This is a genomic window from Dactylosporangium sp. McL0621 (genome assembly GCF_049995355.1).
In the GTDB taxonomy this organism is placed as follows: domain Bacteria; phylum Actinomycetota; class Actinomycetes; order Mycobacteriales; family Micromonosporaceae; genus Dactylosporangium.
This window is the reverse complement of the sequence record NZ_CP188259.1, coordinates 5,201,631-5,224,956: the sequence shown is the minus strand read 5'-3', so window position 1 is coordinate 5,224,956 and position 23,326 is coordinate 5,201,631. Positions and strand designations below refer to the sequence as shown.

The following is a 23,326-nucleotide window of genomic DNA, read 5'->3' as shown; positions in this document are numbered from 1 at the left end:
ACCGGATTGCCTGCAGCCGGATCGTCCATACACTGATCCGGTGAATCGGAGGCTGCACGGCGAATGCTCGCGCTGATCTGTCGGGCGCTCGTCGCCCGCCGAGTGGTGTCCGCGGCCATGTTCCTGCTCGCCACGCTGGTCACCACCGCGCTGAGCCTCGCGCCCTGGTACACGTCGCGGGCGGTCGACACCGCCACCGCCGCGCGCATCGCCGCCACCCCGCAGGCGCAGCGCACCGTCTCCGCGAACAGCAAGGTCTCGGTCGACCTGGCCGGAGCGACGGTGCTGCAGACGTTCGCGGCCTCCGCCCAGCGCGCCCTGGCGCTGCCGGTCGAGGGCCAAGCGGCCGGCATCGAGCTGGCCGCAACGGTCACCGCCGGTGACCGGCGACTGCTCATCCCGCTGCGGTACCGCGAGGAGCTGTGCGCCAACGCCGTCGTCGACGGGCACTGTCCGCAGGCGACCGGCGACGTGGTCCTCAGCGGGCAGAGCGCCGAGCGGCTCGGCGTACGCGTCGGCGACACCCTCGAGGTGTCCACCGGGCCCGCCTCGGCGCCGCGGCCGCTCCGGCTGGTCGGCATCTACCGGCCGGCCGAACCGCTGTCGTGGTACTGGGCCACGGCCACCGACGCCGCCTGGACGACGTTCGACACAGTGGCCGCCGCCGGTGCCACCGTCCGGGCCACCTTCGACGCGATGCTCAGTCCGCCGGTGTTCACCCACGACGGTGACCTCGCGCCCGCGATCGACCGCATCCATCGCGTACCGCTCCAGGTCAGCACCACCGGCGGGGCGCTCGCCGAGCGGATCGCCGCCGACCGGCGGGCCGTCGAGCGCGGCGTGCTCGTCGCCGCCGTGCAGCTGGCCGTCATCGGCTGGCTGGCGATGACGATCGCCGCGCGGTATGCCGCGGAGGAGCGCCGGTTCGACGCCGCGCAGCTCGCGCTGCGGGGCGCACGGCGCTGGCGGGTGCTGGTGGCCACGAGCGGGCAGAGCGGCGTGCCGCTTGCGGCCGGGGTCGTGGTCGGCGGCCTGGTCGGGGCCCTCACCGGCGGCCTGGACCGGCTGCCGATCGCCGGCGGCGTCCTGGCGGCCGCGCTGGCCGCCGCGGTGCTCGCCGACTGGCGGACCACCCGGCTGCCGGTCGAGCGGCTCCTGCACACCGCGACCCCGAAACCGCCGCGGCTGGGCGCGGCCGTCGTCGAGGTGTGCGTGCTCGCGCTCGCCGGGGCGAGCACCTACCAGAGCCTCGCGACGAGCGACACGATCGGCGTGCAACTGTTCGCCCCGGCGCTGCTGGCCGCGTCGGCGGCGATCCTCGTGGGCCGGCTCCTGGTGCCCGCCGCGACGGCCGTCGGCCGCTCGGCGCTCGTGACCGGACGGCTCGCGGCCGGGTTCGGCGCGCTGCTGCTGGCGCGGCGCTCCTCGGCGTACCGCATGCTGCCCCTGCTCGCCGCGGCCAGCTGTCTGTTCATGCTCGCCGCCCAGGACTGGGCCGAGGCCCGCGACGCCCGGCACCAGCGCTCTCAGGTCGAGGTGGGCGGCCGGCGGGTGCTCACCGTCGCCCCGGGCGACCGGGTCCGCCTGCTCAATGCGGTCCGCTCGGCCGACCCGGGCGGCCACGAGGCGATGGCCGTCGTCGCCGCGGCCGGCCCGGCCGGCGAGCCGGTGCTCGCGGTCGACTCGCCCCGGCTGCCGTATGTGCTCGCCGCGCCGGCGGCCCTGGACAGCCGCCGGCTGCGACCGGCGGCCCCGGCGCCGATCACGTTCGCCGGCACCAGCCTCACGCTGGCGGCGAGCGTACCGGCCGCGGACGCGCTGCCCGACGTCGGTGCCCACCCACCGACCGGACCACCGGTGCTGCTGGCCACGCTCGTCGTCGCCGCCACCGGCCTGCCGGTGACCGCCCGGTTCGCGCCCGTCGAAGGCGCGGGTGGCACGGTCGGCGCGAGCGTGCCGGACTGCCGTAACGGGTGCCGGCTCGTCTCGTTCGAGCTCGTCGGTGGCCGGGCGGTCGAGCTGCGCCAGCTCGACGCCGACGGCCAGGCCGTGATCACGCCGGCCGTCTTCGCCGACCCCGGCCGCTGGCGCACCGGCGCCGGCAACATCGCCGCGACCGTCAGCATGCGCTCGTACGACGGGCGGCTCGCCCTCGCCGCCGTCACGGCCGGCCTGTCGAAGCTGCCGATCGACGACCGGCTCTACGTCGTCGACGCGCCCGTGCCGCTGCCGGTCGCGGTGGCCGGACGGCTGCCCGAGCCCGACGGGCGGGGCACCGGCACGCTCGACCCCTTCGGGAGCCGGGCCGTGCCCGTCGAACCATTCGCCGTACCGCTCCTGCCGGGCATCGGCACGCGCGGGATCCTCGTCGACCTCGAGTACGCCGAGCGGGTCGCCGGCGGCGCTCCGAGCGCCGAACGGCAGCAGGTGTGGCTCGCCCCCGGCGCGCCGGCCGACCTCACCGACCGGCTCCGCGCCGCAGGGCTGACCATCGTCGGCGAGGATTCGGTCGACGCGGCCGATGCCCGGCAGGCGCGGTTCGGCCCGGCGGCGGCGGCGCGCTTCGGCCTGCTGATGGGCCTGCTCGGGCTGGTTGCCGCCGCGATCGCGCTCGTGGTCATTGCGGCCGTCCAGCGCCGTGCCCGCAGCGACGAGTTCGTGGCCCTGCGCCGCCAGGGTGTGCCGGCCCGGGCGCTGAGCGCCGCCGGGCGCTGGGCCGCGCTGGTCCCGACCGTGCTGGCTGCGCTGACGGCCGCGCTCATCGCCACCGTGGCCCGCGTGCTGACCCATTCGCCGGTGCCGGTGTTCACCGACGGCTGGCCCGACCGGGCCGCCGCCCCGAGCGTGCGCGCACTCGCGCTGCTCGTCGGCGTGGCGGTCATCGCGGCGCTGTTCGCCGCCTGCGCGCTGGCCCCGCAGTACCACCGAAGCGGGCGGCGATGGCGGCGCTGATGCTGGCGATGCTGCGTGCCCGGCGCGGCCAGGCCCTGACCCTGTGGCTCCTCGCCGTGCTGGCCACGGCCGCCGCGGTGGCGGCGCCGATCTACCTCACCGCGATCGACCGGGCGGTGGTCGCCGGAGAGGTCGAGCACGCCAGCAACGCCGAGCGCACGGTGTGGGTGTCGGCACCGGTCGAGCGTGCCTCGGGTGGTGCGATGCCCGACGAGTTCGAGCGGCTCGCCGCCGGGAAGGTGCAGCTGGACGGGTTCGTCAGCGTGTTCAGCACGGAGTTCCTGGCGATGCCGGCCGGCCGGGACACCGCCGGCAGCGACCAGGTCCGCCGCATCGCCTTCCGCGAGGACCTGTGCGCGCACGTGGTCGTCGTGGCCGGGCGGTGCCTGATGGGCGGCGGTGAGACGGTCCTCACCAAGGCTGCCGCCGAGCGACTCGGGCTCGCCGTCGGCGACCGGGTGAACAACCAGGCCACCACGTTCAACAGCGCGCTCAACACGTTCGTCCCCGCCGGCCAGTCGTGGACGATGACGATCGTCGGGCTGGTCGCGGCACGCGACCCGGCCGAGCTGTACTGGGGGCGGGCCACCCGCAGCGAGCAGGACTACCAGAACGACCCGATGTACGTCGCGCGCAACACGCTCGCCGGCACCGACCACCCGCGCGAACTGCAGTCGTTCGAAGCCTCCGCGACCGACGGCGCCATCACCATCGACCGGCTGGCGGCGCTGCGCGGGTGGCTCGCCGCCGCGGCCGAGGACGACGACAACGGACGCGTCAGCGTCAGCACGTCGCTGCCTGACCTGCTCGACCGCATCGACCGGAGCCGCGAGCAGGCCCACCGCGTCATGCCGCTGGCCGCGATCCCCGTCGTGGTCCTCGCCTGGGCGGTGATCCTCTTCGCGGTCGCCAACGCCGCCCGCGCGCACCGCCACGAGTACGGCGTCGTCGCGCTGCGGGGCGTACCGAGGCGGGTCCTGTGGTGGCTCGCGGCCGGGGAGACGATCCTCGCCGTGCTCGCCGGTGCGCCGGTCGGCCTGCTCGTGGGCCGGCTGCTCGTCGGCGCGGCCGCACCGGCCCCGGCCCACCTGGACGCGGCCGTGCTCCCCTACGCCGGGATCGCCGTCCTCGGGGCGCTGCTCGCCGGCCTCGCCGTCCAGCTGCGGACCGTCAGCGCGCCCGTCGTCGCGCTGCTGCGCGAGGTGGACCGCGGCTCCGCCCGGGTGCCGACACTGGCCCTGGAGACCCTTGTCGTCCTGCTCGCCGCGGCCGCGGTGTTCCAGCGCCGCAGCGGCGTGCTGACCGGGGTCACGCTCGTCGCCCCGGCACTGGTCATCGCCGCGCTCGCGCTGGTCGCGGCGCGGCTGCTGCGGCCGCTGGCGTCCCGGCTGGCCGGGCGCAGCCTGCGCCGCGGCGCCCTGGTCCGCTCGCTCACCGCGTTCCGGCTGGCCCGACGGCCGGCCGCGCAACGGCTTCTGGTCCTGCTCGTCGTGGCGTTCGGCTCGCTCGGCTTCGCCGGCCTCGAAACCGTTGTCGCCGACCGCGACCAGCAGTACCGGGCCGAGCTGACCGTTGGCGCACCAACCGTGCTCTCGATCGGCCAGACCACCCGGACCGAGCTGCTGAAGGCCACCCGGACGGCCGACCCGGACGGCCGCTATGCGATGGCGGCCGTCCCGATCCAGGCCGTGAGCGCGAACCTGCCGTCGTCCCTCGCCGTCGACTCGACGCGGCTCGCCGCCGTGGCCTACTGGCCCGCCGACTACTCGTCCGAGCCGGTGTCGGCGCTCGCCTCGCGGCTCCGGCCGGCGGCAGGTACCGGCCTGACGCTCACCGGTGCCACCGTGGACCTCGACCTGACCGCCGTTGACCTCGCGGGCCGGCCGGCGACGGTGACGGCGCTCGTCGCGCCGGCCGGCGGCGTCCAGCGGGCCGAGGTCAGCTTCGGGTCCCTGTCGCTCGGCCGGCACGTGTACACCGCACCGTCGCCGGCCTGCACCGCCGGCTGCCGGCTCGTCTCGTTGCAGTTCGGGCTGCCGAACTATCTCGGACCGCCGGTCCGGCTCACGCTGCACGCGATCCAGGGAACGCCGTTCGGCGTCGACTGGCGGATGCCGTCCGGGGCGACCGCCACCGCCACCGGCGACGGGCTCGGGGTCACACTGCCGCCGTCACCGCGCCGCGAGGCCGGCAGCCTGCTGCCGCCCGACGTACCGCCCGCCCTCCCGCTGGTGTCGACGGGCCCGCTGCCGCCGGACGGCGCCTACGCCTCCTTCGACGGAGCGGTCGGCGCCGCCGTCGTCGGGCACGCCGAGCGGCTGCCCCGGCTCGGCCGGCGCGGCACGCTCGTCGACCTGGAGGCCGCCGACCGGGCGGCGCCCGGCTCGGAGCTCACCGACCTCGGCGAGGTGTGGCTCGCCCGCGACGCCCCGCCGTCGATCGCCGCGGCGCTCACCGCCGCCGGGCTGACCATCGTCGGGCGGCGCGCCGTCGCCGACGAACGCGCCGTCCTGGCCCGGGCCGGTTCGGCGCTGGCCCTGCGCTTCTTCGTCCTCGCCGGAATGCTTTCGGTGCTGCTCGGCGTTGCGGGGCTGGCCGTCACGACCATCACCGCGCCGCGTGGCGAGCTCGCACCGCTGCGCATCCAAGGCCTGCCGGCCCGCGTAACCCGCCGGGTCGCATGGTGGTCCCCGGCGGCGCTCGTCATCGCCGCGTTGCCCCTCGGCGCCGTCTGCGCCGTTGCGGCGTGGCTGCTCCTCGGCACCGCCGTACCCCAATAGCGCGAGGCCACCTCGGCGCCACACCCGGCGGCTGCCTCCCGGCCGGCAGCGTCACACCTGGTTCTGCCCGCCGTCGACATACAGGTTCGATCCGGTCACGAACGAGCTCTGATCCGAGGCGAGGAACGCCACCATGTCGGCGACCTCTTCCGGCCGTCCCATCCGGCCCATCGGTACCTGCTCCGTCAGGTCGGACTTGAGCTGGGCGACGCGTTCCGCGTCGGGGGCCAGACCCTCGATGCCGGGAGTGTCGATCGGGCCCGGTGCGACGGCGTTGACCCGGATGTTGCGGGCCCTGAGTTCGTTGGCCCAGGTGCGTACAAAGGAGCGCAGAGCAGCCTTCGACGCGGAGTACACCCCGAACGACGCCTCGCCCCGGTCGGCCGCCGTCGAAGCGTTCACGATGACCGACGCGCCGTCGTTGAGCAGCGGGAGGGCCTTCTGCACGGTGAACAGCACGCCCTTGACGTTGATGTCGAAAATCTTGTCGATGTGCTGCTCGTCGACCTGCTCCAGCGTGGCGTACGAGCCGACACCGGCATTCGCGAAGAGCACGTCCACCCGGCGACCCTGCTCGCCGACCGTTGCGTAGAGCCGGTCGAGGTCGGCCAGATTCGATACGTCCGCCTGAACACCTGTCGCGTTGGCGCCGATGTCCGAAACGGCATCGTGGAGTTGCTCCTCGCGCCGTCCGACGACGAAGACGTGGGCGCCGTCCGCGGCGAGGCGCCGCGCCGACGCGAGACCGATACCCGTGGTGCCACCGGTGACGACCGCGGTCTTGCCGGCAAGCTTGGTCATGAGTACTCCCCTGCGGCGAATATGCGATGCATCGTGTGTCGCGGTGCGGTACTGCAGCGCGCAGGCCTGTGGGAGCCGCAAGCCTGCGTCGTCGGACACGTGCTTGAGGGCGACCAGGGACCAATACCCGTGAGGGCCCGGCCTATGCCGGCGTCGCCCGGCCCTTCCGGTGGGCCCACCTCCGCCCGAGAATGGTGTTCACCACCTGGGATGAGGCGGGCTTGCCGGCGGTCGTCCTAGCGTAGGACCATGCGACTGGTGGTCGATCTGACCCGGTGCCAGGGGTACGGGCAGTGTGTCTTTGCCGCGCCCGGGGTGTTCCGGATGCACGGCGACGAAGCGCTGCTCTACGAGCCGAACCCGGACGACGCACAGCGGGAGAAGGTCCTGCGAGCGGCAGCGGCATGTCCGGTGCGGGCAATCGTGCTGGATCCGCGACCGCCGGAGGCGACCGCGGCCGCCGCCGGGACGCGACCCGCCAAGACGCCCACCGGCGTGGAACGGATCGTGATCGTCGGTGCGTCCCTGGCCGGACTGCGCGCTGCGGACACCCTTCGCCGCGAAGGCTTCACCGGGTCGTTGACGCTGATCGGCGACGAGCCCGACAAGGCGTACGACCGGGTGCCGCTGTCCAAACAGGTGCTGATCGGATGGGTGCCGGCGCAGCACACGGCGCTGCCCCGCGGTGAAGGGCTGGACGCGGACTGGCGGCTCGGGCAGCCGGCCGTCGGGCTGGACCGGCGCAACAAGCGGGTGCTGCTCGCCGACGGCGAGGCGGTGCCCTTCGACCGGCTGCTGATCGCGACCGGGGTGCGAGCCCGGCCCTGGCACAACGCCGACGAGGCGAAGCTGGACGGCGTGTTCACGGTACGCGCCCGCGCAGACGCGGCCGGGCTGCGGCAGCGGCTGGCGGCCGGACCGGGGCACGTGCTGGTGGTCGGCGGCGGGTTTATCGGCAGCGAGGTCGCCTCGGACTGCCGCGAGCTGGGCCTGCCCGTCACTGTCGTCGACCGTGGACCGGCACCGCTGGCCGGCGCGCTGGGCGCCGCGGTCGGCCGGGTCGCGGCCCAGATGCAGCGCGACGCCGGCGTCGACCTCCGCAGCGGCACGTCGGTGCTCGCGTTGGAAGGCGACCGGGACGAGCGTGTTCGCCGGGCGCGGCTGTCGGACGGCAGCACGCTGGACGTCGACGTGGCCGTCGCGGCCCTGGGTAGCGAGCGAAACGTCGAATGGCTCCAGGGGTCGGGTCTGGCCGCCGGTCACTGGGGTGTGGCCTGTGACGCAGGCTGTCGTGTGTTTGACGTCAACGGCGTGGTGACCGACGACATCTTCGTCGCCGGTGACGTGGCCCGATTCCCACACCCGCTCTACGAGTATCAGTTCATGGCCCTGGAGCATTGGGGGAACGCCGTCGACCAGGCCGAGATCGCGGCGCACAACATGATCGGCACCGGGCCGGACCGTTGGGCGCACCTCGCCCTGCCGGTGTTCTGGTCCACCCAGTTCGGCACCGAGATCAAGTCGATCGGGGTTCCCACGTTCGCCGACGAGATCGTCGTCACGCAAGGCTCCGCGGCCGATCGCCGGTTCGTGGCCGCGTACGGCCGCCGCGGCCGTATCACCGCGGCGGTCGCCTTCGACCACGGGATGTGGCTCGACTTCTACCGCGACCTGATCGAGCAGGCCGCACCGTTCCCGCCGCGGATGCGCACCGTCGACCCGTCGCCCACTCGGCAGCCGGTGCCCGTGGAGATGCGGCCGGAGCCGTCCTTCCAGGCCACGGTGGTGCTCACCGGCCACCAACCGAGCGAGCGCCGCGCGGTGCTCGTGCACAGCGGCTGAGCGTCGCCGGGATCGTCGATCAAGGACGGGAAGGAAACCGTGATGGCAGCGGCCAGCGTATTCGAGCAGATCCTGGACCCCACGCACCGGGCGGATCCGTACCCCTTGTACCGGGAGTTGCGCAAGACCCCGGTCGTCCGCGAGACCGACGGCAGTTTCGTGGTCAGCAGATACCGCGACATCGCCGCGTTGCTGCACGACCCTCGGGCCAGCTCGCGCGAGGTCGTCACGCTGCCGGGTTTCATCTCGAAGGATTCGCCGGAACATGACCGCATCCGCAAGGTGATCGGCCGGCACTACGGCCCGCCGCACACGCCCGAGCGCATCGACAGCATGTCGGGCGACCTGCTTGACGTGGTGACCGGGTTGATCGACCGTCTGGCCGGCAGGACCGAGGTCGACCTGGTGGACGACTTCGCCTACGCACTGCCCGTGACGGCGATCTGCCGCCTGCTCGGTGTGCCGCTGGAGGACGAACCCCGGTTCCACGCCTGGGCCGACGCCATCGTCGAGGGAGTCGATCCGCAAGCCAGGGACGAGCCGGCACGTCGTAAGGGTGCTGCCGCCGTTGCCGAGATGAGCGGCTACTTCGACACATTGCTCGACGCTCATCGTGCGACGCCGGGCCAGGATCTGCTCTCGGCGATGATCACTGACGCGCACACCTGGGAAGGAATGTCGCGGTCGGAGTTGCTGTCCAACGCCTGCCTGCTGCTGGTGGCCGGGCACGAAACCACCGTCAACCTCATCGCCAACGGGATGCTGACGCTGCTGCGCCACCCGGAGATGCTCGACCGCATCCGCCGGGAACCCGACTTCGTCATCCTCACGGTCGAGGAGCTGCTGCGCTATGAACCGCCGGTACACATCCTGATCCGCAAGGCACTGGACGACATCGACACCACCGGCGTCACAATCCCGGCCGGCGCGACAATCCGGCTGGTCCTTGCTTCCGGCAGCCGGGACCCCGACCACGTGCGCGAACCGGATCGGTTCGATCCGGACCGCCACGATCTGCAGCGGATGGACTTCCTCCCCGACGAGAGCCAGCACCTGGGCTTCGGCGGCGGCGTCCACCACTGCTTCGGTGCGCCGCTGGCCCGGTTGGAGACCCAGATCGCGCTCACCGAGTTGGCCCGGCGGCTGGAGCATCCCCGCCTGCTCGCCGATCCGCCACCGTACCGGCCCAATCCTGTCCTCCGCGGTCCACGACACCTGCCCGTCGCCCTCGACGGGGTCCGCATGGCCGAGGATCGCCGCACACGAGGCACCACCGGGCTCGTGGAGTCGGTCTCCTGAGGAGGCCGGGCCGGAAGACTGACTCGGACCCTATGGAACCCAGGCCGGAATGCAGCGCTGACGAGCTGAGGTGGCTCGCCGACGAACAGGCGTCGATGCGGCGGATCGCGATGCTCGTCGCGCGGGGATCGCCGTCGCCGGTGGTGTTCGCGACGGTCGCCGAAGAGGTGGCCCGCCTACTGGACGCCGAGTCCGCGGCCGTGGCCCGGTACGACGCCGACGGCGCTGTACCGGTCGGCGTCTGGGATCCGGCCGGCAACGCCGCAGCGACCGGCGACCGGATCCCGTTCGGTGGACAGGACGTTACCGCGCGGGTCCACGAGACCGGCCGACCGGCGCGGATCGACCGGCGCCGCGCCGACGACGCCCACGCAGCAGCCACCGCTGCGCACGGCGACGCCGCTCGGTCGGAGCTCGGCGTGCCGATCACCGTCGAGGGCCGCCTCTGGGGAACGGTGGTTGCGTGGTCGCCGCGCGAGGCGGGCATTCCCGCCGACGCGGAGGGCAGCCTGACGGATTTCGCCGACCTTGTCGCGGTCACGATCGCCAGAGCCGAAGCGCACGACAAGCTTCTCCAAGTCGCCGAAGAGCAGGCCGCGCTGCGCCGGGTGGCGACCCTTGTCGCCCAGGGGGTGGGCCCGGAGCTGGTGTTCGCCGCGGTGGCCGAGGAGGTCGGCGCGCTCTTCGACGCCGACACTACGGTGATCGTGCGGTTCGAGCCGGACGGGGAGGCGACCCTGATGGGACGCGCCGGCTGCATCGAGCTCGAATCGGGAGCGCGCCGGAAGCTCGACGAGCGCGCCCCCCAAACGCCCGTGCGCGAGACCGGCCACCCCGTCCGCTTCGATGTGGACGACCCGGCGTCGCCGGGCGTTCCCGCAGGCGCCCGGGCGGAAGGAATCCGCTCCGCCGTCGACGTACCGATCCCGGTCGAGGGTCGCATCTGGGGCACGATCGGCGTCGGCTCCCGAGGCCGGCGGTTTCCGGCAGACACCGAGCACCGGCTGCACGAATACACCGACCTGATCGCACAGGCGATCGCGAACGCCGAGGCGCGCAGCGAACTGGCACAGACCCGCGCGCGTCTCGTCGCCACCGCCGACGCAACGCGCCGACGCATCGAGCGGGACCTGCACGACGGAGCCCAGCAACGGCTGGTATCGCTGGGGCTGCAGGTGCGGGCGGCGCAGTCCGCGTTCGGTGCGGAGCTCGACGGCATCGCGACCGGGCTGACCGAGGCGCTGGACGAGCTGCGCGAGATCGCGCACGGAATCCACCCCGCGATCCTCGCCGAAGGCGGTCTGGTTCCCGCCCTCAGGGCGCTCGCCCGCCGGTCGTCCGTGCCTGTGGAGCTGAACATGCAGACGTCAGTACGGCTGCCCGAGGTGCTCGAGGCCAGCGCGTACTACGTGGTCGCCGAGGGGCTGACCAATGTGGCCAAGCACGCGCAGGCCTCCGCCGCCACGGTCACCGTCGAGGTCGTCGGCCAGCAGGTACGTGTTTCGGTCCGCGACGACGGTACCGGCGGGGCGACCTTCACCGGCAGCGGCCTGGCCGGCCTCAAGCAACGCGTCGAGATGCTCGGCGGACGGATCTCCCTTGACAGTCAGCCCGGGGCCGGGACGACCCTGCAGGCAGAGCTGCCGCTCACCGTGGCCGACGGCGGCATCGGCACGAGCTCCGCATGACCCTCACGGCAGGGCGGCGCCCAGGCCCCGCAGGTCGCGCCGGGCACGCATCACCGTGCCGTCCGGGCGCACGACGGCGGCGCATGCGCCGCCTTGCATCAGCCACTGGTGCAGTTGACTGCCGGGTGGGGCGGCGACCATCACCGCGCCGCGCCGTTCGATCTCGGCTCGTTGCGCAGCGGACGGCACGATGGACGTGACCAAGGCAAACCGGCCCGCTGCCACGTCGTCGAAACGGCCGGCGCCCTCGACGACCGCGTTCGGGCACAGCGTGCCCGCCAGGCTGCGGCGCAGCCGTTGCCGCAGCACCAGGGCGGATCGGCGCAGCGCCGGTGTCGTGCTGTGCATGACCTTCTGCCTGAGGCCGGGTATCAGGCGCCACCGTGGCGTCACCACGCGGCGGATGATGTTGCCGAGCCGGCCGCCGCCCGTCATCGCGGTGCCGAGCAGTATCGCCAGCCTGATCATGGCGCGAGCGTGGGCCTGGCGCTCGATCTGGTAGGTGTCGAGCACAGTGTCCGGCAGGGTCCCGTCGAGCACCCCGGCGAGTTTCCAGGCGAGGTTCATCGCGTCGCGCAGCCCGGCGGACATGCCTTGACCGATGAACGGCGGGGTGAGGTGGGCGGCGTCGCCGAGCAGAAACACTCGCCGGTCGCGCCACCGGTCGGCGACCTGCCCGCGGAAGGTGTACTCGGCCACCCGCAGGATGTGCAGCTCCTCGGCCGGGGTGTCTCCGGTCCACGGCATGATCAGCGGACGCAGGTGGGTGATGTCGCGGTAGTCCTCGTCCGTCTCACCCGGCGTCAGGCGGAACTCCCATCGGTAGCGGGTCCTCCCGACACGCATGTACGTGGCCGCGCGGACGGGATCGCAGACCTGATGGACGCCTTCCCAATGGCCAAGGTCGACGTCGGTGGCCACGTCTACGACGAGCCAACGCTGCGTGAACCGCAGGTCCTGCATCGTGGCGCCGACCGCGGCCCTGGTGAGGCTGCTGGCGCCGTCGCAGCCCAGGACATAGTCGGCGACGACGTGGTACCGCGTGCCGGTGGTCCGGTCGGTGACGTCGACCCGCACGCCGCCGGCCTGCTGGGTGAGCGCGGTGACCTCGGTGCCGCCGCGCAGGGTCACGCTGCTGTACCGCCGCAGGTTCCCGCGCAGGATCGCTTCCAGCTCGGGCTGGTCGAACATGCTTCCCTCGGGATAGCCGTGCCGACCGTGCTCGCCGTCGCGCCGGAACTCGGCCAGCACCCGCATGCTGCGGTCGACGAGCCGCAGCCCCCGGTGCGGCCTGGAGATCGCGGCGAACTCCTCGCGCAGCCCGAGGCGCGCGAGGATACGGTGGACCTCGTCGTCGAGGGCGACCGCACGCGGCTGCGGGTAGACCGACTCCCACCGCTCCAGCAGCAGGCACTCGACGCCGTACTGGCCCAGCAGCGTCGCGGCGGTGAGCCCCGTCGGGCCCGCGCCGACGATGACCACGCACACCGCGCTCACCGCGTCGCACCGAAATGGAGCGTCAGGTGGACGTTGAGCAATCCGGTCACCGCGAGAGCGGCATCCGTCCGTGTCATGACAGCACCACCAATCGCCATCCGACGGCATAACGATCAACGACGGCCTTGACGGCCGCGACGTCGGCGGACGGAGAGACCTTCACGGTGGCGACGATGGCGCTGTCCTCGATCATCGCTTCGACATCGCGCACCCCGGCGATCTCGTCGAGCGCGGCGAGGAGCTCCCGACGGGTGGCGTCCGTCCGCAGCGCGAGCTTGTACAGCTTGCCCACGGCGGTGACGGGTAACGCGTCGAGGACCGTCACGGCCTTGGGTGCCGCGGCAGGGTCCGATACCCGCTCGCGTGCCCACTCACGCAGGTCGTCCCCGGTGACCGCAGCACCGGGCGCAAGGGTGACGTAGGCGACGGGTACCTCGCCGGCGTAGGCGTCGGGGCGCCCGACCGCGCCGGCCGCGGTGACCTCGGCGTGGGCCAGCAGCGCGTCCTCGATGACGGCGGGGTCGATGTTGTGCCCGCCGCGGATGATGAGGTCCTTGGCCCGGCCGGCGAGGTAGACGAAGCCATCGCCGTCGATGCCCGCGAGGTCACCGGTGTCCAGCCAGCCGTCGACCAGCTTGCCGAGGCCGTCCAGGACGTGGCCGTTCTCGCCGCGGCCGATCACGTAGCCGGCGAAGACGCAGGGGCCGCCGATCACCAGCAGGCCGATCTCACCGGCGGGCAGGTCCTCCCAGGACCCGTCCGCCGCGGGACGGACCACCCGCATCGGCTGGTACGGCAGGCGCTGCCCGACCGCCCGCGGCCGCGGCGCGTCCGGGAAGCTGCGCGCACTCGCGCAGGTCGCCTCGGTCAGCCCGTACCCCTCGACCAGGCTCGTTCCGGTATGGGCCTGGAAGCCGTTGCGCACCGCGGTGGGCAGCGGCGCGGCGCCCACCATCGGCCACCGCAAGCTGCTGATGTCGGCGTCGACCGGGCGATGCGCCAGCGTGGTGTACACGGTGGGTACGGCGCTCATGGCGGCGATCCGATAGTGCTCGACGATCTTCCAGAACTCGCCGTACAGGGCAGGATCCCGATAGCCGGGCGGACCGGCCCACACCACCGTCTGCCCCTTGAACAGCGGCGCGAGCAGGGTGACGACGAGTGCGTTGACATGGAACAGCGGAAGGGCCGCGAAGACCACCGTCTCCGGGTCGAACAGGTTGCCGGCGGCCAACATCCACGCGTCGACGACCTCGTTGGCGTGCGTGTGCGCGGCCAGTTTCGGGGCACCGGTGGTGCCGCCGGTGTGGAACATCGCGGCAAGATCCGATGAGCGGGGCGGGTCACCCTCGAACGCCGACGGGTCCATGGCTGCGGCCAGCTCGCCGAGGTAGCCGCTGCGTACGCCGTCGACGGCGGGCAGCGGCGCGGGCGTGCCGGCGGCGCCGGTGGGCCGCAGTACGAGGATCGTGTCGAGCAGGCCGTCGCGGGCGAGCGCCTGCGCGGTGTCCCAGATGTCCGGCGCGAGGTCGGGGCCGGCCGTGACCAGCACACGGGCACCGGAACGCCGGAACAGTTCGGCGAGGTGGTGCCGGGACAGGCCGCCGCCCAGCGGCGCCGCGATCCCGGCGAGCTGCGCGGCCAGCGTCGCGATGATCAGCTCGGCGCAGTTCGGTGCCATCAGGGCGACCACGTCACCGCGCCGCACCCCGAAGTCGCGGAGCAGGTTGGCGTATTGGTGGACGTCGCGCAGAAGCTCGGCGAAGGTGCGGCGCACCGGTTCCCGCCAGCGGGTGGCGTCGGGCAGGACGTTGACCGCCGTACGGTCCGGCCAGCGGTTCGCCGCCCGCGCGAGCAGCGCATACGTCGATTCGGGCAGGCCCCGTGCCTCGAGCGGTACGGCTTCGATCGTGGCCAGGTCGTCGGGCGTGGCGTAGTCGGGCCACAGCAGGTCTTCGGTCATCGGGCGTACTTCACGACCGTGCGCTGCCGGCCGAGGTCGATCGCGTCGTCGTCGGTGGCGATCGCGGTCTCGACGACGTCGCCGTCCTGAAGATACCGAGCGTTGCGGGCCTGGCCGCGGAAGAAGAGCTTCCATTTCACCGCGGGCGGCAGCAGCGAGACGAGGAACATGACCGGCTTCGGCGGGGCGCTCAGGGCGGTCCCGACTGGCGTGCCGGTCAGCAGCAGGTCGCCGGGGTCGAGTCGCTGGAAGCGGGTCAGCGCCTGCAGCGTCTGGAGGGGCTGGTAGATCATGTCGGCGGCCGTCATGTCCTGCCGGAGTTCGCCGTTGACCCGCAGCTGCAGCCGCAGGTCGGTGAACCGCTTGAGCTCGTCGGCATCGAGCAGCACCAGCGCGGGGCCGACCGGGGTGAACGTGGGGTACGACTTGGCCTCGTAGAACTGGGTCTGCGGAAGCTGGACGTCCCGTGCCGAGATGTCGTTGGTGATCACCAGGCCCGCGACGTAGTCGGCGACGTTGTCCGCGGTGACGGTCGTGCCGACGGGCATCTGCCGGCCGAGGACGAGCCCGATCTCCGCCTCGTAGTCCAGCAGCCGCACGTGGCTGGGGCGGACCACGTCGTCGAACGGGCCGCTGATCGAGCCCGACGTTTTGCGGAAGAATGTCAACGGGACCGTCTCGGGATTGCCGTTCGTGTCCCTGACGTGCGAGGCGAAGTTCGTCATCTGGGCCACGACGCGGCAGGGCGCCGTCACCGGGGAGACCAGGGCGAGGGCGTCGACCGGGACAGTGTCCCCGCTCGTCGTGGCCGCGAGGATCGCCGGCCGGTCGGCCAGCAGCCCGGCGGTGGTCGTGGCCACGGTGTTCACCTTGGCGGCGCCGGTGGGGGTGAGCACCCACCAGGCATCGGCGGTACGGAGGACGGACATGCTCATGAGGTGGCTACTTTCAGCAGGCCGCGGAGGCGGTCGAGGTCGAACTCGTTGTCCTGGCGCAGCGCGCCGATGACGGCGCGAAGCTCGCGAAACGCCTCCCGGCCCGGTTTGAGGCCGAGGAAGTCCCTGCTCGCGGGCGGCCCCCACTGGGCAAGCCCGGAGGCGCTCATCGGCGCCCAGCCCGGCTCGAGCGTGCAGTCGAACAGGTCGCCGTCGCTGAAGTGCTCGACGAGGAAGCCGTCCGGGTCGCGCCAGTAGTCGAAGAGCTGGCTGCCCTGGATATGCCGGCCGATCCCCCAGGACCGCTGGTAGCCCCGCTCGAGCAGGTACTGCCCGCCGGCGGCCAGCGCGTCGAGGTCGGCGACTTGGTAGGCCGAGTGCACGTAACGGTTGGCCGGCCCGAGGACCATCGCGAGTGTGTGGTGATCGGTGGGCGTGCTGCCGCGGTCGCAGCGGATGAAGCTCATGACCGGGCCGCGCTCGCGCTGCCCCTGGTAGTAGAGGAAGTCGCTGACGATCAGGCCCAGGTGCTCGAGGTACCAGTCGAGTGTCTGGAGGTACTTCGTGGTCTGCAGCACGACGTGACCGAGCCGCTGCACCGCAGCCGGCTCCCGCGGCGGCCGTTGGGTGGCGTTCACGCGCGCTACGTCGTGCCCGACGTTGAACGCCAGCGGCCGCTGGGCGGGTAGCGCGGGGAGTTCGTGCGTGTCAGCGACGACGCGGACCCGCACGCCGCTCGGGTCGAGCAGCTCCACACCCACCCCACCCAGGCTCTCCGGCAGCGCGGCGACCGTCCTGCTCGTGGCGTCCGCGAGCCGCAGTACGTCGGCGGGATCGGCAGCCTGGAAGGCCGCGCCGGCGAACCGCGACCGGCCGCCCCGGCGGACGAGCACGCAGGGGGCACCCGCGTCGGTCCCCCGCAGCAGCAGCTCATCAGCGGTCCGCAGCGACGCGGTGAAGCCGAAGGCCCGGGCGAACACCTCAGCCCGGCCGAGATCGGGCTTCTCGAACTCCAGCCAGGCCAGGTCGTGCACCTTGACGACCGGGTTACGAGCTCTCCCCGGGTGCTCGCTGCGCAGGGCGCCCTGCTCGCTGTGCAGACCGGTGTGCGGGTCATGTCGGTCGACCACCGTGACCTCCCCTCTTCGTGAAACTGACGAAATCTTCACTTCCGAGGGCAGCGTCAGTCAAGTACCTCTTTCCTGGCCGCTCAGGTGATCAGCTGGGACGGCAACGGCCGGGCCGGCTCAGCACGGGAACGCCGGCGCAGGAAGCACGATCACCGGGTGCGAAGCCCGGGCACAGTGCCGCGACGGCCGGCGGCACGAGGACCGTGATCTGGTTGAGCAGTGGCGGCACGCACCGCAACGGAGCCTTCGCCGGTGACCCCAGCACCGCTCCGGATGACGGTGGCCGCCCAGGCCACCCGCGGGGCCGGTTCGGCGCGCCGGCCCGACCGCGGTCCGCGCTCAGGCGAGGTCGGGTAGCGGTCGCCGGCAGATGTCGTGGGCCTGGCCGGCGGGCAGGCCCAGCATGCGGAGCAGGTCTTCGGTGACCTGGTCGGTGGCTTGCGCGTCGTCGCGTTCCGGGTGGTCGTGCAGCAGTTGGCCGAGGCACAACGCGGCGCCGGCCACGACGGTCATGGCCAGTTCCGGGTCGCGCACGCTGAAGCGTCCAGCGCGCATGCCGTCTTCGATGTCGCGGCGGGCCCGCGGCGCGAGTCCGCGGTCAGAGGCGGCCAAGGCCAGGCCGTTGGCCAGCAGGACCTTGCTCAGCTCGGGACTGCGCCGGTGGAGGCGCCCGGTCAGGCGGAAGCTCTGGGCGAAGACGTGGGCCGGGTCGTCGAGATCCTGGGTCAACTCGTCGAGCAGGGCACCGTGGCGTTCGAAGGCGTCCTCCACGGCGGCGTCGAAGAGCTGTTCCCTGCTGTCGAAGTGGTTGTAGAACGAGCCCATGCCCACGTCCGCGGTCTGGGTGAGCTCGAGGATCGGCACGTTGAGCTTCCCGGCGGCCATGAAGGTCTGGGCGGCCCGCACCAGCGCGGCCCGGGTGCGGGCCTTGCGCCGTTCCAGCCGGTTCGGCGTACTGCTGGTCGGCTGAGCCATGCGGCGTACTCCCGTGCAGGTCGTCGTCGCCCGCCACCTTACCAGCGATCTTCAGCGGTGAGGAAATCGTCAGCAAGGCCAGACTGACGCTAGGCTCGTGAGTGACGATTTCGTCAACAACGTTTGATCGAACGGAGCCCCACTATGTACGCGGCCGTCGTCCACGAATTCGCCTCGCCGCCGCACCACGAGGAGATTCCCGATCCGCAGCTCGCCGACGGTACGGTGCTCGCCCGCGTGGAGGCGAGCGCCGTGCACCAGATCGTCCGGTTGATCGCGTCCGGCCGGCACTACAGCGGCGCGGTGCGGCCACCGTTCGTGCCCGGCATCGACGGCATCGTGCGGCTGCCGGACGGCCGGCGCGTCTACACCGGCGGATTGCCGCCGCCGAACGGCATGCTCGCCGAGCTCGCCGCCGTACGGCCGCAGGGCATCGCGGTCCCCGACGGGTTGAGCTCCGCCGTGGCGGCCGCGATCGTGAACCCGGCGCAGTCGTCGTGGCTGCCGCTCACCGCCCACCTCACGCCCGGCGCCACGGTGCTCGTGCTCGGCGCCACGGGTGTCTCCGGTTCCCTCGCGGTACAGGCAGCCCGCCTCAAAGGCGCCGCAAGGGTGATCGCCGCCGGCCGCAACGCCGCGGGGCTGCAGCGCTGCCGCGAGCTCGGCGCCGACGCCGCCGTCGAACTCGGCGACGGATTCGCCGACCGCCTGCGCCACGCCGCACCCGACGGCGTCGACCTGGTGCTGGACTACCTGTGGGGCCCTGCCGCGCTCGCCGCCCTCGCCGCCCTCGACAAGCTCGTCACACCGTCGTGGCGCGAGACGCGGTGGCTGCAGATCGGATCGGCCGCAGGCGCGTCGATCGAGTTCGATGCGGCCCTGGTGCGCAGCCGTAACCTCCGACTCAGCGGACACGGCATCGGCAGCGGCGATCCGGCCGCCGCGCTCCCGGCGATCGCGGAGGTGCTGCAGGCCGCGGCCGAGGGACGGCTCACGATTGACCTCGAGACCGTTCCCCTGCGCGACATCGAGCGGACCTGGGGCCGGCGCGCCCGCCTGGTGTACGAGCCGTAATACACAGACCGGTTCCCGGGTCACGCGTCACCGATGCCGGTAGCGCTGAGGCGGGGACGATGTCGTCCCGGCGGAACGTCTCCGGCGCCGCGAACACGCCGTCGCGAACCACGACCTCACCCGGCGTGAGCGAACGGTTGGTGGGCGGGACCACGGGTATGCATGCGGGGTTTGCCGTACTCAGGCAAGGGGGAAACGCGATGAGCGAGCAAGCTCCGCCGGTGCTGTTGCTGGTCGGCGGCGAACGCGAGCGACTCGGCGCGCTGCGGCAGGCACTCGATCGGCGCTTCGGCGCCGACTACCGCGTCCTCACGGAGACCGCCCCGGAGCGGGCGCTGTCCGCACTGGCCCGGCTGAGGGACCGCGACGAGCAGGTCGCGGTGCTTGTCGCGGACCTGGCTCTGCCGGGCATGACCGGCGAGGAGTTCCTGCGGCGAGCCCACGAGCTGCACCCCTTCGCCCGCCGGGCGCTGGCGGCGCCGATCTTCGACCGCCCGGCCGAACAGGCGATCTTCCGCGCGATGGCGCTCGGGCGGGTGGACATGATCCTGGTCCGACCGTGGGACCCGGCCGAGCATTGGCTGTACCCCCGCATCGGCTTGATGCTCGACGAGTGGGTCCATGAGACCCAGCCTTTCGGGGTCAACGCGATGCGGATCGTCGCGGAACCGGGCGCGCCGCGCAGCCATGCGTTGCACGACCTGCTCTACCGCAACGCCGTCCCGTTCCAGACGTTCTCGCCCAGCTCGCCGGAGGGCCGGCGCCTGCTCGACACGGCCGGCCGGGACGAGCGGCGGCTGCCGGTCTGCGTCTACTTCGACGGGCGGGTGCAGGCCGACCCGTCGGTGCCGCAGATCGCCGAAATGCTGGGGTTCCACAGCCGACCCCAGGCCGGGCACTACGACATGATCGTCATCGGAGCCGGCCCCGCCGGCCTGTCAGCCGCTCTGTCCGGCGCCTCGGAGGGACTGCGCACCTTGCTGGTCGAGCCGCAAACGGTCGGCGGGCAGGCCGGCACCACGTCGATGATCCGCAACTTCCTCGGCTTTCCGTTCGGCGTCAGCGGCAAGATGCTCACCACCCTCGCCCGCGGCCAGGCGCTGCTGTTCGGCGCCGAGCTGGTTTTTGACCGCGCCGTAGGCCTCCACACACCCGGCCAACCGCACCTGGTCACGCTGGCATCCGGCAGCGAGGTGACCGGCGACGCCGTCGTGCTGAGCATGGGCGTGCGGTACCGCCGGCTGGGCGCGCCCGGCGTCGAGGACCTGCTCGGTGCCGGCGTCTTCTACGGCGCCGCGCTGTGCGAGGCACCGGCCACTCGGGGCCAGTCCATCTACGTCGTCGGCGCCGGCAACTCGGCCGGCCAAGCCGCCGTCCATCTCGCGCGGTTCGCTGAGCACGTCACCCTCCTGGTCCGCGGGAACTCGCTGTCCACCACCATGTCGACGTACCTCATCGAGCAGATCAGCGCGCGTCCGAACATCACGGTCCGCGCCGACATGCAGGTCGTCGGCGCCGCCGGCGCCGGGAGGCTGGAGCAGCTCACCCTGTATGACGCGGCCGTCCGGCGCACCGAGACGGTCGCCGCATCGGCGCTGTTCATCCTCATCGGCTCCCAGCCCGGTACCGACTGGCTGCCCGCCGCACTCATGCGAGACCCAGCCGGCTTCCTCCTCACCGGGCCGGACCTCGTGGCCAACCGGCATCTCTCCACCAGTTGGCCGTTGACCCGCCCTCCGCTGCCGATGGAGACCAGCGTCCCCGGTGTATTCGCCGCCGGCGACGCGCGCCACGGATCCACGAAACGCGTGGCGGCAGCCGTCGGTGAGGGTGTCGCCGCGGTGCAGTTCGCCCACCGGCACTTCGAGGACCTCGCCGAGCAGCGGCCGGCAAGTCGGTAGGTGCGCCCGAGGCGGCCGACGCGGCTGCGGCCGAGTCAGACTCGTGTTGTAGGGACGATGATCGGAGGCGGCGATGTGTCGGTGGCTCGCGTACTCGGGCTCGCCACTTCTGCTCGAGGAGATGCTCTACAAGCCGGAACATTCGCTGATCGACCAGAGCCGCCACGCCCGCCTCGGCGTGGACACCACCAACGGCGACGGGTTCGGGGTCGGCTGGTACGGCGTGGGCGATGTCCCCGGGCTGTTCCGCGCCGTCGGCCCGGCGTGGAGCGACCGTAACCTCCGCGAGCTGGCCGCCCATGTCAGCTCGCCGCTGTTCCTGGCGCACGTGCGCTCCTCGACCGGAACGGCGGTCCAGCAGACCAACTGCCACCCGTTCCGGTACGAGCGGTGGCTCTGGATGCACAACGGCTCCATCGCCCGGTTCGCCACGTTGAGACGCGACCTCATGCTGGCCGTCGACCCCGAGTTCTTCCCCGCGATCGAAGGGTCCACCGACTCCGAACTGATGTTTCTCCTGGCGCTCACCTTCGGCCTGCGCGACGACCCACCCGGCGCGGTGGCCCGCATGGTCGGCTTCGTCGAGGCCGTCGCGCGCCGGCACAACGTCGCGGACCCGGTACAGATGACCGTCGCCACGTCCGACGGATCGACGGTCTGGGCGTTCCGGTACTCCACGCGGCACGAATCCCGGTCGCTGTTCTACAGCACCGAGACCCGGTGCCTGCGCATGCTCCACCCGGAAATTCCCACGCTCCGGCTGGTATCGGACGGGTCCCGGCTGATCGTCTCCGAACCGCTGGGCGACCTGCCGGGCGTCTGGAACGAGGTGCCGGAGTCGACCTGCAGCGTCATCACGGACGGACAGGACGTGATCCAAGCCTTCCGCCCGGAGCCGCCGAAACGGTGATCGCCAACCGCCGGCCAACGGACCGGTTCGAATGGGGGTGCGACAGCCGTTGCTCGCTCACCGCAGTACCTTACTTTCACCGCGATGCGGCAGGACGACGGCGTCGACCCCGGCGGCCGGCACCATGGGAGCGGGGCGGCGGCCCCGCAGGACGCGGGCCACGATCGCCGGGGCGAACAGGGTCGGCGGCGCGGCCACCAGGTTGGCGACCCGCAGAAACGCCCGGCCGACCACCGGGTCGTGCTCCGCGGCGCGGTAGACCCGGCCGATGTACGCGTTGATGAGCTTCGTCTTGCGCGTGCGTACCCCGTCGACGTGGGCGAAGCGCAGGTCTCCGCCGACGGCGATCTCCCACGGTGCCTGGAGCAGCCGCGCCGTCCGGGCGTAGAACCGCCGCGGCAGGCCCTGGCGTCCGCGGGCCAGGCAGTCGCGCAGGGCCAGGGCCTCGGCGGCGGCGACGGTCATGCCCTGCCCGTACGCCGGGTTGAACGAGCACACCGCGTCGCCGACCGACACGAAACCCTCGGGCAGCCGGGTGAGCCGCTCGTAGCGGCGCCGGACGCTGACGGGCAGCCGCATCCGGTGCGGCGGGCCCAGCGGCTCCGCACCCGAGATCAGGTCGTGCACCCGTCGATCGGGCAGCCGGCCGGCGAAGGCGACGAACTCGTCGACCTCGCTCGGCAGCGTGATGCCCGGACCGCAGCCGAGGAGGGTGACCTGTCGGCGGTCGCCCTCGACATCGATGGCCACGACTCCGTAGGGCTGGCCCGGCCACGGACTCTGCACGATCGCGGCGTGCGGCGCGTCGCCGGTCGTCCGGCGGAACTCGCGCGTCACGTACACCATGTTCGCGTCGATCGTCTCCTCGGGCGCCGGGTCGTAACCGAGCATGGTCAGCCACGCCGGGCCCCGGTTGCCGCGCCCGGTCGCGTCGACGACGAGGTCGGCGTCGATCCGGTGCACGGCGCCGCCCTTCGGCAGCACCTCAGCTCCGGTGACCCGGGCCTGGTCCGGCGTGCTCAGCAGGCCGACGGCCTCGTGCTGGGCCCGGATCTCGACGTTCGGCAGCGCCGCGACCCGGGCTCGGACGTAGCCCTCGATCGCGGGACGGCTCAGGCACAGGCCCCGCAGCCCCGACTCGGCGTTGCGCAGCGGGCGCCCGTCGCTGATCCAGAGGATGTCGCGCTGGATGTCGACCGCGACGCCGCCCAGCCCCGCGGCGTCGGCCGAGAAACCGTCGAACAGCTCGGTCAACGCCGCGTGACCGGCGGCGAGCAGGCCGTGCCCGTGCTCGCCCTGCGGCACGCAGCGCCGCGGCACCGCCGCCTCCGGCAGTTCGTCCCGATCTACCACCGTCACCTTGGCGAACGCGTCGCTGAGCACCCGGGTGGCGAGCAACCCTGAGATACTGGCGCCCAGTACGACGGCGTGGCCGGAGCGGTCCCTGCTTGCCATGGTGGCTCTCCCCTGCATCGGTGGCGAGCCGACTGCCCGCCGTACCTGAAGCACAACCCGGACCGGGCTCCTCGCGCCTGAGCAACGATTGCTCAGGTTCGTCGGTCGCCGAACCGACTACTCA

The 23,326-nt window shown here is 72.7% G+C and carries 15 protein-coding genes; 8 read left to right on the top strand and 7 right to left on the bottom strand.

The features are described from left to right. Positions 1-63 precede the first annotated feature (63 nt). Positions 64-2,952, top strand: a complete 2,889-nt coding sequence (locus ACPPVO_RS25165) for a hypothetical protein (RefSeq protein WP_426513602.1) — start codon at positions 64-66, stop codon at positions 2,950-2,952. Further along, the gene (locus tag ACPPVO_RS25160; protein ID WP_426513601.1) at positions 2,940-5,732 is read left to right on the top strand and encodes a hypothetical protein; all 2,793 of its coding nucleotides are present in this window, start codon (positions 2,940-2,942) and stop codon (positions 5,730-5,732) included. The genes ACPPVO_RS25165 and ACPPVO_RS25160 overlap by 13 nt, the downstream gene beginning before the upstream one ends. 51 nt (positions 5,733-5,783) lie before the next feature. Here ACPPVO_RS25160 and ACPPVO_RS25155 read toward each other — a convergent pair whose 3' ends face one another. Next, a complete protein-coding gene (locus tag ACPPVO_RS25155; RefSeq protein WP_426513600.1) occupies positions 5,784-6,632 on the bottom strand; it encodes an SDR family NAD(P)-dependent oxidoreductase in 849 nt (282 codons plus the stop codon). A 150-nt stretch (positions 6,633-6,782) separates the two neighbouring features. Between ACPPVO_RS25155 and ACPPVO_RS25150 the strand changes: the two genes are divergently transcribed. From ACPPVO_RS25150 to ACPPVO_RS25140, 3 genes are all read left to right on the top strand, one after another. After that, positions 6,783-8,375 (top strand): FAD-dependent oxidoreductase, encoded by a 1,593-nt coding sequence (locus ACPPVO_RS25150; RefSeq protein ID WP_426513599.1) that lies wholly within the window; start codon positions 6,783-6,785, stop codon positions 8,373-8,375. A gap of 42 nt (positions 8,376-8,417) precedes the next feature. After that, on the top strand, positions 8,418-9,674 hold the full coding sequence (locus ACPPVO_RS25145; RefSeq protein ID WP_426513598.1) for a cytochrome P450: 1,257 nt from the start codon (positions 8,418-8,420) through the stop codon (positions 9,672-9,674). 200 nt (positions 9,675-9,874) lie between these two features. Then, positions 9,875-11,362: a GAF domain-containing protein gene (locus ACPPVO_RS25140; RefSeq protein ID WP_426513597.1), complete on the top strand. Its 1,488-nt coding sequence runs from the start codon at positions 9,875-9,877 to the stop codon at positions 11,360-11,362. 3 nt (positions 11,363-11,365) lie between these two features. Here ACPPVO_RS25140 and ACPPVO_RS25135 read toward each other — a convergent pair whose 3' ends face one another. From ACPPVO_RS25135 to ACPPVO_RS25115, 5 genes are all read right to left on the bottom strand, one after another. Continuing rightward, positions 11,366-12,859 (bottom strand): bifunctional 3-(3-hydroxy-phenyl)propionate/3-hydroxycinnamic acid hydroxylase, encoded by a 1,494-nt coding sequence (locus ACPPVO_RS25135; RefSeq protein ID WP_426513596.1) that lies wholly within the window; start codon positions 12,857-12,859, stop codon positions 11,366-11,368. A 73-nt stretch (positions 12,860-12,932) separates the two neighbouring features. Further along, positions 12,933-14,822, bottom strand: coding sequence for an acyl-CoA synthetase (locus ACPPVO_RS25130; RefSeq protein WP_426513595.1), 1,890 nt, complete (start codon positions 14,820-14,822; stop codon positions 12,933-12,935). Continuing rightward, positions 14,819-15,757, bottom strand: coding sequence for a fumarylacetoacetate hydrolase family protein (locus ACPPVO_RS25125; RefSeq protein WP_426513594.1), 939 nt, complete (start codon positions 15,755-15,757; stop codon positions 14,819-14,821). Before ACPPVO_RS25125 ends, ACPPVO_RS25130 begins: the two co-directional genes overlap by 4 nt. Then, positions 15,754-16,887 carry a VOC family protein gene (locus tag ACPPVO_RS25120; protein WP_426513593.1) on the bottom strand — a complete coding sequence of 378 codons (1,134 nt, stop codon included), beginning with the start codon at positions 16,885-16,887 and terminating at the stop codon, positions 15,754-15,756. Before ACPPVO_RS25120 ends, ACPPVO_RS25125 begins: the two co-directional genes overlap by 4 nt. A 339-nt stretch (positions 16,888-17,226) precedes the next feature. Then, positions 17,227-17,862: a TetR/AcrR family transcriptional regulator gene (locus tag ACPPVO_RS25115; RefSeq protein WP_426513592.1), complete on the bottom strand. Its 636-nt coding sequence runs from the start codon at positions 17,860-17,862 to the stop codon at positions 17,227-17,229. A 144-nt stretch (positions 17,863-18,006) separates the two neighbouring features. Here ACPPVO_RS25115 and ACPPVO_RS25110 point away from each other — a divergent pair, with 144 nt between their 5' ends. The 3 genes from ACPPVO_RS25110 (at position 18,007) to ACPPVO_RS25100 (ending at position 21,747) form a co-directional block, all read left to right on the top strand. Beyond that, positions 18,007-18,936 (top strand): quinone oxidoreductase family protein, encoded by a 930-nt coding sequence (locus ACPPVO_RS25110; RefSeq protein ID WP_426513591.1) that lies wholly within the window; start codon positions 18,007-18,009, stop codon positions 18,934-18,936. A gap of 200 nt (positions 18,937-19,136) precedes the next feature. After that, on the top strand, positions 19,137-20,837 hold the full coding sequence (locus ACPPVO_RS25105; RefSeq protein WP_426513590.1) for an FAD-dependent oxidoreductase: 1,701 nt from the start codon (positions 19,137-19,139) through the stop codon (positions 20,835-20,837). Between the two features lie 73 nt (positions 20,838-20,910). Continuing rightward, entirely contained in the window at positions 20,911-21,747 is an 837-nt protein-coding gene (locus ACPPVO_RS25100; RefSeq protein WP_426513589.1) for a class II glutamine amidotransferase, read from the top strand. Positions 21,748-21,804: 57 nt separating this feature from the next. On the opposite strand, the gene ACPPVO_RS25095 is transcribed toward ACPPVO_RS25100, so the two are convergent. Beyond that, complete coding sequence (locus ACPPVO_RS25095; RefSeq protein ID WP_426513588.1) at positions 21,805-23,202, bottom strand: FAD-dependent oxidoreductase; 1,398 nt, start codon at positions 23,200-23,202, stop codon at positions 21,805-21,807. Positions 23,203-23,326 lie beyond the last annotated feature (124 nt).

Excerpts from the sequence above, each read along its gene's own strand:
- ACPPVO_RS25145 (WP_426513598.1), top strand. The coding sequence starts at position 8,418 with ATGGCAGCGGCCAGCGTATTCGAGCAGATCCTGGACCCCACGCACCGG.
- ACPPVO_RS25100 (WP_426513589.1), top strand. The coding sequence starts at position 20,911 with ATGTGTCGGTGGCTCGCGTACTCGGGCTCGCCACTTCTGCTCGAGGAG.
- ACPPVO_RS25125 (WP_426513594.1), bottom strand. The coding sequence starts at position 15,757 with ATGAGCATGTCCGTCCTCCGTACCGCCGATGCCTGGTGGGTGCTCACC.
- ACPPVO_RS25160 (WP_426513601.1), top strand. The coding sequence starts at position 2,940 with ATGGCGGCGCTGATGCTGGCGATGCTGCGTGCCCGGCGCGGCCAGGCC.
- ACPPVO_RS25130 (WP_426513595.1), bottom strand. The coding sequence starts at position 14,822 with ATGACCGAAGACCTGCTGTGGCCCGACTACGCCACGCCCGACGACCTG.
- ACPPVO_RS25115 (WP_426513592.1), bottom strand. The coding sequence starts at position 17,862 with ATGGCTCAGCCGACCAGCAGTACGCCGAACCGGCTGGAACGGCGCAAG.
- ACPPVO_RS25095 (WP_426513588.1), bottom strand. The coding sequence starts at position 23,202 with ATGGCAAGCAGGGACCGCTCCGGCCACGCCGTCGTACTGGGCGCCAGT.
- ACPPVO_RS25150 (WP_426513599.1), top strand. The coding sequence starts at position 6,783 with ATGCGACTGGTGGTCGATCTGACCCGGTGCCAGGGGTACGGGCAGTGT.
- ACPPVO_RS25165 (WP_426513602.1), top strand. The coding sequence starts at position 64 with ATGCTCGCGCTGATCTGTCGGGCGCTCGTCGCCCGCCGAGTGGTGTCC.
- ACPPVO_RS25110 (WP_426513591.1), top strand. The coding sequence starts at position 18,007 with ATGTACGCGGCCGTCGTCCACGAATTCGCCTCGCCGCCGCACCACGAG.
- ACPPVO_RS25105 (WP_426513590.1), top strand. The coding sequence starts at position 19,137 with ATGAGCGAGCAAGCTCCGCCGGTGCTGTTGCTGGTCGGCGGCGAACGC.